Source organism: Bacteroides sp. CAG:633 (assembly GCF_000435115.1).
Classification (GTDB): domain Bacteria; phylum Bacteroidota; class Bacteroidia; order Bacteroidales; family Bacteroidaceae; genus Bacteroides; species Bacteroides ndongoniae.
In genome coordinates this window covers 1-8,667 of sequence record NZ_FR883030.1, presented here as the reverse complement: position 1 = coordinate 8,667, position 8,667 = coordinate 1, and the positions used below count along the sequence as shown (strand labels likewise).

Here is an 8,667-nt window from a genome sequence, read left to right as displayed (position 1 = left end):
AAGGGAACAAGTTGACGAGTCTTTAGAAACCGCCTTGTAGTCTTGTTAACTTGTCAACTCGTCAACTTGTCAACTCCTAAAAAACAATAATATGAAAACCCACTGGACCCGTACCCCCTTGCTGCTTACCGCCGCCCTGCTGGCCTCGTGCCTCCTTACAGCCTGGATGGCAGTACACGGTTTCTATATCAACATGTGTCTGGCCGCCCTGCTGACACTGGGCATTGCCTGGGCTGTCTGCCAGTATATGAAGCGTACGTCACGCCTCATGGAGCAGTTCATTCAGTCGGTGCGCTACTCCGAATTTCCCGAAGCCTTCGGCAGCAACCAGACAAGCGGTCATCGCGGCCTGCCACCCGAACTGTTGGACAGCATGCAGGATGCACTGGAACACTACCGCACCAACCTGCAACGCAAGGAAGGGCGCCTGCTTTACTTTCAGGCACTGGCCAACCACATTGACACCGCCATACTGGTCTATACGCCACAAGGCAGCATCGAATGGAAGAACGAGGCCGCTACACGTCTGCTGGCCACAGCCGTAAACGAACTGCAAGCAGAAACCTGGATATTGAAAGCCCCCAAGACTGTAGATGATTTACGCCTTTTCCATCCCGATCTGCCCCGCCTGCTACGTGACTTGCGTCCCGGTTCACTGCACGTAATACAGGTTCACCAACAGGAAGAAGGAACGCAACTGGCCTTGTCGGGTATGGAATTCATCCTGCAAGGACGAAAGCTGGTCATTGCCAGCCTGAAGAATATCCATTCGGCACTGGATACCCAAGAGACATTGGCCTGGCAGAAACTGATACGGGTACTGACCCACGAAATCATGAACTCCGTCACCCCCATTGTCTCCTTAGCCGAATTGTTGGGCAAGCAAGTAGACGGACTGGAAGGCAACGAACAAGACAAGGAAGACATGCGACAGATGCTTGCCACCATTGCCCGACGAGGGAATGCGTTGACCCGCTTCGTAGGCAGTTATCGGGAAGTATCACACCTGCCCTCGCCCCTGCTGCAGCCTCTTGACGCTGCCACACTGTTGGAAGACGTCCTCCGATTCATGCAGACCGATAAGAACGATTTGCGTCTCATGCCACCTCCTGCCTCACTCCGCCTCTTGGCCGACAAAGGACAGGTGGAACAGGTACTTATCAATCTGATCAAAAATGCCCGCGAGAACGATGCCAAATGTATCACCCTATCGGCAGGTGTCACCTCTACCGGCCGTATCTTTCTTCGCGTGACAGACGATGGTACAGGCATCGAACCCGAAGTGCAGGAACGTATCTTCGTCCCCTTCTTCACTACCAAGCCCGGAGGTTCGGGCATCGGCCTCACGCTGGCCCGGCAGATTATGCACCAGCACAGTGGCAGTATCGACGTCCGTTCCTGTCCCGGTGAAGGGAGTGTATTTACGCTGCTGTTTCCGTACAACTATTGATTATAATACAGACATTTATAATAATTATACCAACATTTTCAACCTATAGGTTTGATATGATACAAACGTTCAATTTCTGTCGGAGCATGTAAATCAAGAATTGTAGGATGAGCAGTATCCATCGTAGCAATGGTCTCCATATCTTCCTGACTCAATACGAAATCATTGATGGCAAAATTCTCTTCTATGCGTTCTTTGTGAACCGACTTCGGAATAGCAACTGTCCCACGCTGCTGATGCCAGCGCAACACAACTTGTGCTGCCGATTTGCCATACTTGTGGCCAATAGCGGTTAAAAGAGGGTTTGTGAACAATCCGTTCATACCCTCAGCCAAAGGGCCCCATGCCTCCATCTGTACGCCAAGTGATTGCATAATTTTCATTGCTTCTATCTGTTGGGTATAAGGATGTACTTCAATCTGGTTAACGGCCGGAACAGTTTTTACATTCAAACATAAGTCTATTAAGCGATCCGGCTCGAAATTACAAACTCCAATAGCACGTACATGTCCTGACGCATAGAGTTCCTCCATGGCCCTCCATGCTCCATAATAGTCATTAAAAGGCATATGAATCAGATAAAGATCAATATAGTCCATTCCTAAACGGATAAGCGAATCTTTAAAAGCTTGCATGGTTTGCTTGTATCCCATTTCTGATATCCATGCTTTGGTTGTAATGAATAAATTCTGCCGCGGAATACCACTTTTTTGAACAGCAGCACCAACAGCCCGTTCGTTCCCATACACAGATGCCGTATCAATAAGCCGGTAACCGACCTTAATGGCATCGGAAACAGCCTGTTCGCACATAAATGCATCTGACACCTGAAAAACTCCGAATCCCTGCATCGGCATCTGTACACCATTATTCAATGTTACATAATCCATTGCTTATTCTTATTTATCAATTTGACTTTCAGTAAACGGATCGGCACGATGCCCCATCAGATCAATTTGGGCATATTCTTTATCGAATTCCTCCATTTCCCAAGCCGACAGACGAATGATTCCTGCACCAAGGAAGTCATCCAAGTGACCGGGATGGGTAGTTCCCGGTATCGGAACAATCCATGGCTTACGCGAAAGTATCCAAACAAGTGCGAACTGAGCAGGTGTCAATCCTTTACGTTGCGCCCATTTACGGACAAGTGCCACAAGTGGCATATTATGTTTCAAAGCCTCGGGAGTAAATCGTGGCAAATTCCACCGCCGATCTCCCTGTTTGAACCGGCTGTTTTCATCAATCGTACCAGTAAGAAATGCACGTCCTAACGGACAATAGGAAACAAAACCGATGCCAAGCTCTTCGAGTGTAGGAAATATTTTTGTTTCAGGTTCGCGCCACCAAATGGCATATTCACTTTGCACAACCGAAACAGGACATATTGCATGAGCACGTCGAATAGAAAAAGCACTCGCTTCGGACATTCCCCAATGCAACACTTTTCCTTCCTGTATCAAATCTTTTACTACACCTGCAACTTCTTCCATCGGTACATTCGGATCGACACGATGTTGGTACAACAAGTCAACATGATCCGTACGCAAACGTTTTAACGATCCCTCCACTGCACGGCGGATATGATCGGGATGACTATTAAGTGCAGTCGGTTGCCTTTCTTCAACACCGAATCCGAACTTTGTGGCGATCTTAACCTCCTTCCGAAACGGAGCCAGTGCTTCACCAACCCACTCCTCACTGGTATAAGGCCCATACACTTCTGCCGTATCGAAAAAAGTTACTCCTTTATCATATGCCCGACGTATCAAGGCAATCATGTCACGCTTGTCAAACTTTCCACCATAATAACCTACCATCGGCAAACAACCAAGCCCGATAGCAGAAACATCCAAACCTTTCAGCTTTCTATGCTCCATGCTACTGTCCGACTGATAACCACCATTTGAATATCCGCTTACCGACTTCGATGGAAATTGTGCAAATACGTTAGACAGTCCCATCCATTCTCCTGCTGCCAACAGAGTCGATATGGATGTCATTTTCAAAAAATCTCTTCTTTTCATAATTGTATATCATTATTTTAATGCAAAATTAGAAAGCACTCACAAGACAAAAGTGACAATAAGTGGGATGTTTGTATCCATTTCACTGATATAAACCCGTTTTTTACTTCTCTCTCTAACAAGAAAGACGTATCTTTGTGATTGAACATCAAATTAGTATAAACTTCATGAGTAAGATACTGAAAGTAAAAAACGTAAGTGATTACAGCCGCTATGTCGGAGCTACAGACTTTCATCCATGTGTCAACGTTATAGACTTTGCAGAAGTTTCGCCTGTACGCCATTGCCTGAATAACTATGGAGTTTATGGAATATTTTTGCACGACGAATCAGAAATAGACTTAGCATACGGACGTGGGAAATACGATTACCATAAAGGGACACTCATTTGTGTAGCTCCCGGCCAGATAGGTGGCAAAGAAGATAACGGTGAAGAAGTCAATCTGACAGGATGGGCCTTGCTATTTCACCCAGACCTACTACACGGAACGCATTTGGAAAAGAAAATCAAGGAATATTCGTTTTTCGACTATCGCGTCAACGAAGCCTTGCACATGACAGACGAAGAACACGATTTATTCATCACACTAATGCAACAGACCCATAAGGAAATCGAGCGCAAGCATGATGCCGTCCAAGATGCAATCATTGTCGGATACATTGAACTGATACTGAATTTTTGCCAACGGTTCTATAACCGACAATTTATGACACGGAAACTGGAAAATTCGGATATACTCATCAAGTTCGAGAATCTGTTGCGGAATTATTTCGATGAGAACTTACAATTATCGTTCGGACTGCCCACAGTTCAGTATTTTGCAGACAAACTTTGCATGTCGTCCAACTATTTTGGCGATCTCATAAAAAAGACAACTGGAGATACGGCAAGCAATCATATCCGTCAGTATATTATTCAAGAAGCGAAAAATCTGCTTGCTGGTGGAACAGGAGTTACCCAAGTAGCATACAGTTTAGGATTTGAATATTCCCAGCATCTGAGTCGGATGTTCAAAAAACAAACAGGAATGACGCCATCGGAATATTGCCTGAGTATCCAGAACAAAAAGTAAACCTATGAAAACAAAAAAGGAAACCACCCTCCGCGTGCTCATCGCTTTGGTAGCAGTGCTCGCCATCGTCTATGCCTCTCTACCCTACTATGCCCGTCAGGCACTCATCCATTGGATGCCCGTCATCGATGATCTGGAAACCTTCCACCGCCATACGGTACACCACAATCCCAATGACGTATGGCACTGGCCCCTCTCTTCCGACTATAACCGCTACCGGCTGACGGAGAATGATGCGCACTATCTGGACAGTCTGCATACCGTATCCTTCCTCGTCATCCATCACGACAGCATCGTCTTTGAAAGCTATCGCGACGGTTGGAACGACACGCTGACTTCGAACATCTATTCTGCCACGAAAACCATCGTAGGACTGCTGACCGGTATTGCCCTCGACGAAGGAAAGATACACAGTCTGGATGATCCCGTGTCGCGCTACATTCCTGCCTATACGAAAGGAATGCAGGCCGACGTCACTCTGCGTCACCTGCTTACCATGAGTGGCGGCATGGCGTGGGACGAAGCCTATGCTTCGCTTTTCTCCGTCACCACACACGGCTACTACGGCAACGACTTGTACGACTTGGTAACCGGCCTGGAAGTGATTGATAAACCCGGTGTGCAATACTCCTACCGTAGCGGGGAGACACAGCTGTTGGCCTTCGTTATCGAAGCCGCCACTGGGCAGACATTGAGTGACTATGCAGAAGAAAAACTTTGGAAGCCCATGCAAGCCGAACGGGATGCCTACTGGCTGCTGGACAAGAAAGACGGTGACGAGAAAGCCTTCTGCTGCTTCCACACCACGGCACGCGATGTAGCCCGCTTTGCCCGCCTGTTACTGCATCATGGTAACTGGCAAGGCCGCCAATTGGTATCGGAAGCCTACATGAACGAACTGATGCGTCCTGCCTCGTACTTGAAAGACCAATGGGGTAAAGATACACTCAGCTATTATGGCTTCCAGACATGGATCATGGATTATCAAGGCATGCGTTGCCCCTACCTGCGCGGCATGTTGGGACAGTACATCATCGCCATCCCCGAGATGGATGCCATCGTCGTACGTCTGGGACGTAAACGTTGTGATGTATACGACCGAGAAATAACAACCGATATCACACGATATATGGATGTAGCGATGAAGATACTGAAGAATCAGGAAGCAATCTGATGAACCGGATTCCCGGTTTGCTCCATCTGTAACTCTCCATAGCGGATGACCGTCCAGTTGCCGTCTTCGTCTTCAGCCAAGGCAGACATAGTCTCTACCCAGTCGCCCGAGTTGAGGTAATGGATATCATCGTACCACGTATCGGCCGGATGATGAATGTGTCCGCATATTACTCCGTCGCACTTGCGGGCACGGGCAAATTTCACCAACTCCTGTTCGAAGTCGGAAATGTAGGAAACAGCAGTCTTTACCTTCTGCTTGATGGCTTGTGAGAGCGAATAGTAAGGCTGACCGTGACGCGTACGATAGTTGTTGTAGATTTTGTTCAGCCACAGCAGGAAGGTATAGCCCAAGTCGCCCAACTGTGCCAGCCACTTCATGTTTGTAGTAACGGTATCGAAGATGTCGCCATGCGTCACGTAGTAACGCTTGCCGTGACTTTCGTGAATGAAGTCCTTTACAATGCGGATGTTGTAGAAGGTAAAGGGCACCAGACTGTCCAGAAAGTCATCGTGGTTGCCCCGCACATAAATAACCTCCGTTCCCTGTTTCTCCATCATCTTCATGATAACTTTGAAGAACTCCGTATGGCGTGCCTGCCACTTGCGGGTGCCCCCCTTGCGTAAAGCCCATCCGTCGATAATGTCTCCATCCAATATCAGACGGCGGCAGTTCACCGATTTCAGAAAGTTAGTCACTTCGGTTGTTTTGGAATGTGATGTCCCCAGATGAATGTCGGACAACACAATGGTAGAATAAAATGTACGTAAACGCATCATTGTTCAGCTTGTTGTTTTTCTTGATACAAAGATGAACACAAGATGTGTCAGGGGTATGTACAAAGCGTTACAATGATATGAACTTCCTGTTCAACGAACCAGAAAGTCATAGAAAGGAGTGTAAAGCCGGTCGTTCACCTCCAAATAAAGGAAATCGTTCTTGAAGTCATAGAGCTGGTTGAAACGTTGCAGGAAGTTGTTGCCCAACACGCCGTCCATCGCGTCACTGGCCTGCACCCCTGCCGTCACTGTAGAAAAGGCACCGGGTATGCGAGGCAAAGTCAGTGCATCTCCCAGTGTTACCGAATCGAAGTACACATTCTGAAGTTCACCACCGTCCTTCACCGTACCGGCTATGCGCGAGATGGCAAATGGTTTCTGTGTGTCCAGCAGGCCGTTGCGATGGACGAAAGGTGTATTGAGATCGAACACACGGTCGGAACCGGTATCCACCTCTACCGACACCAGATAATCCACTCCGCCGACACGTACGCCGACCGGAACGACCGGCACTCCCAGACGATAATCCATCTTCAGCCTGACAGCCTTGTCCGATGCCGCTTTCTGCCCGTCACCCAATTCATACAGGAAGATGGATTTCCGCCGATAATCGATACGGACATCAAAGTTCCTCAGATAAGACAGCCCCAGCACACCGTCCCAGGCATCGGGCGGATAAGGAATAGCTATCAGTTTCAAGCCGGAAATGGCCCGGCTACCCATCCTCACCACCTGCGAGGGCTCTGTGGAAGGAATGGTTTCCACCGAATTGGCACTATTGTTCTCCACACTTTCCGTAAAGGAAGCCAGCCCTTCGGTGCGCGGCGAATTGGAATTGAGCACCACATCCGTCGCTCCCGTATCCAGCAGAAAGCGCAGGGGACGGTCATCCTGTCCGTTGATATAAACTGTCACATACAAACGTTTGTCGGCACCCAGTTCAAAGGGTACGGTGTCTGTCGGCACTACTTCTGCCCGGAGCGGCAAACCCAACAGGCAGGCAAAGCATAAACTTAGCAATGTTGTTTTCTTCATATTATTCTTTCATTTGAAATTCTTCCATGAGTACAATCTTCTCCCTTTTATCTCCTCCTCGTCTTTCCTATTTGAACCGCGACGTATCCACCGCCTCGCGCTTCTTCTCCTTGTAGCCGCCGAACTTCCAGGCGAAGGAAAGGCCGACACTGCGGAAACTAGAGTACTCGTTTGTCACCCATTGGTGCTCGTAGCGTATCTGCGGACAGGGCATCGAAGTCTGGAGGATGTCGCGACACCAAGCGGTGAGCACGGCATTGCCGCCGAGAAAGGTATAGCGCAGCGTGGCCGAAAGGTCGCCACAGGTAGGGATGTCATAAATACCCTGTATGGCGCGACCTTGCAGACGTCCATCGATGGTCAGGCGGATGTCGGGTTTGCGACTCAGGGTGAAAGTGTTGTTCAGTACGGCGATGCCTAACAGACGATGGCGGTCGAAGGGAAGGTCGTAGAAGTCGCTGTCTTTCTGGCGCATCCAAAGGCCTATAAGGGTAAGGCGCGAGTTGAGCCACTGTCCGGCTTTGAAGGGTATGGAGGCTTGCAGGCCCGCTTGTTGCTCAAAGTCAAAGTTCAAGTACTTGTATAGTTCCAGCAGTTCGTCGGGCGACTGGTAAAGCGTCTGCACGGCACGGTCCTTAGTGTGGTTAAACCAGGCACGGAAGACGTACTTCGACTTCAGGATGTAGGTCAGCGAAGTGGAATAGTCGATGGCGGGCTTCAGCAACGGGTTACCGTGTATCTCGCTGTAGCCGCCACCCAAATACGAGATGACGTCCTGCACCGCCCAATAGTCGGGATAGCTCTTGTCGCTGCTGAAGTTAAGCTGGAGGATGTGTCCGTCAGCAGGCAAATAAGTCAGATTGAGGACGGGATAGACGTCCCACTCGTCCCATACGGGTGTCTTGTAGCGCTCCACGGCCAGTGAGAAATCGGTCATCAGTTTCTGTCCGAAGGATTTGCTGAAACCAGCATACAGATTGAGCGTCTGCTCACGTCGGCGTGACTTGACGTCGTTCGGCAAAACTGATTCTTCATTCTTCATTTGTAATTCTTCATTCTCATACGTCTGGTATGAATGGTCCACGCTCGTGGTGTAGACTGCACCGTAGTTCAGCCCCCAGCCGTTCTT

The 8,667-nt window shown here is 48.7% G+C and carries 8 protein-coding genes; 3 read left to right on the top strand and 5 right to left on the bottom strand.

Going from position 1 to position 8,667, the window contains the following annotated elements:
• Positions 1–91: 91 nt before the first annotated feature.
• Positions 92–1,450, top strand: a complete 1,359-nt coding sequence (locus QVP67_RS04480) for a sensor histidine kinase (protein WP_022162356.1) — start codon at positions 92–94, stop codon at positions 1,448–1,450.
• A gap of 38 nt (positions 1,451–1,488) precedes the next feature.
• Here the strand turns inward: QVP67_RS04480 and QVP67_RS04475 are convergent, their stop codons facing one another.
• Positions 1,489–2,340 carry an aldo/keto reductase gene (locus QVP67_RS04475; protein WP_022162355.1) on the bottom strand — a complete coding sequence of 284 codons (852 nt, stop codon included), beginning with the start codon at positions 2,338–2,340 and terminating at the stop codon, positions 1,489–1,491.
• A 9-nt stretch (positions 2,341–2,349) separates the two neighbouring features.
• Positions 2,350–3,477, bottom strand: coding sequence for an aldo/keto reductase (locus tag QVP67_RS04470; protein WP_022162354.1), 1,128 nt, complete (start codon positions 3,475–3,477; stop codon positions 2,350–2,352).
• A 167-nt stretch (positions 3,478–3,644) separates the two neighbouring features.
• On the opposite strand from QVP67_RS04470, the gene QVP67_RS04465 reads away from it, so the two are divergent.
• Both QVP67_RS04465 and QVP67_RS04460 read left to right on the top strand, forming a co-directional pair.
• Positions 3,645–4,550: a helix-turn-helix domain-containing protein gene (locus QVP67_RS04465; RefSeq protein ID WP_022162353.1), complete on the top strand. Its 906-nt coding sequence runs from the start codon at positions 3,645–3,647 to the stop codon at positions 4,548–4,550.
• 4 nt (positions 4,551–4,554) lie between these two features.
• Complete coding sequence (locus QVP67_RS04460; protein WP_022162352.1) at positions 4,555–5,724, top strand: serine hydrolase domain-containing protein; 1,170 nt, start codon at positions 4,555–4,557, stop codon at positions 5,722–5,724.
• Here QVP67_RS04460 and QVP67_RS04455 read toward each other — a convergent pair.
• From QVP67_RS04455 to QVP67_RS04445, 3 genes are all read right to left on the bottom strand, one after another.
• Complete coding sequence (locus QVP67_RS04455; protein WP_022162351.1) at positions 5,709–6,500, bottom strand: UDP-2,3-diacylglucosamine diphosphatase; 792 nt, start codon at positions 6,498–6,500, stop codon at positions 5,709–5,711. The two genes, QVP67_RS04460 and QVP67_RS04455, sit on opposite strands and share 16 nt — an antisense overlap.
• Positions 6,501–6,593: 93 nt before the next feature.
• Complete coding sequence (locus QVP67_RS04450) at positions 6,594–7,538, bottom strand: retroviral-like aspartic protease family protein (RefSeq protein WP_022162350.1); 945 nt, start codon at positions 7,536–7,538, stop codon at positions 6,594–6,596.
• 67 nt (positions 7,539–7,605) lie between these two features.
• A partial coding sequence (locus QVP67_RS04445; protein WP_288179904.1) for an outer membrane beta-barrel protein occupies positions 7,606–8,667 on the bottom strand: 1,062 nt, incomplete at its 5' end.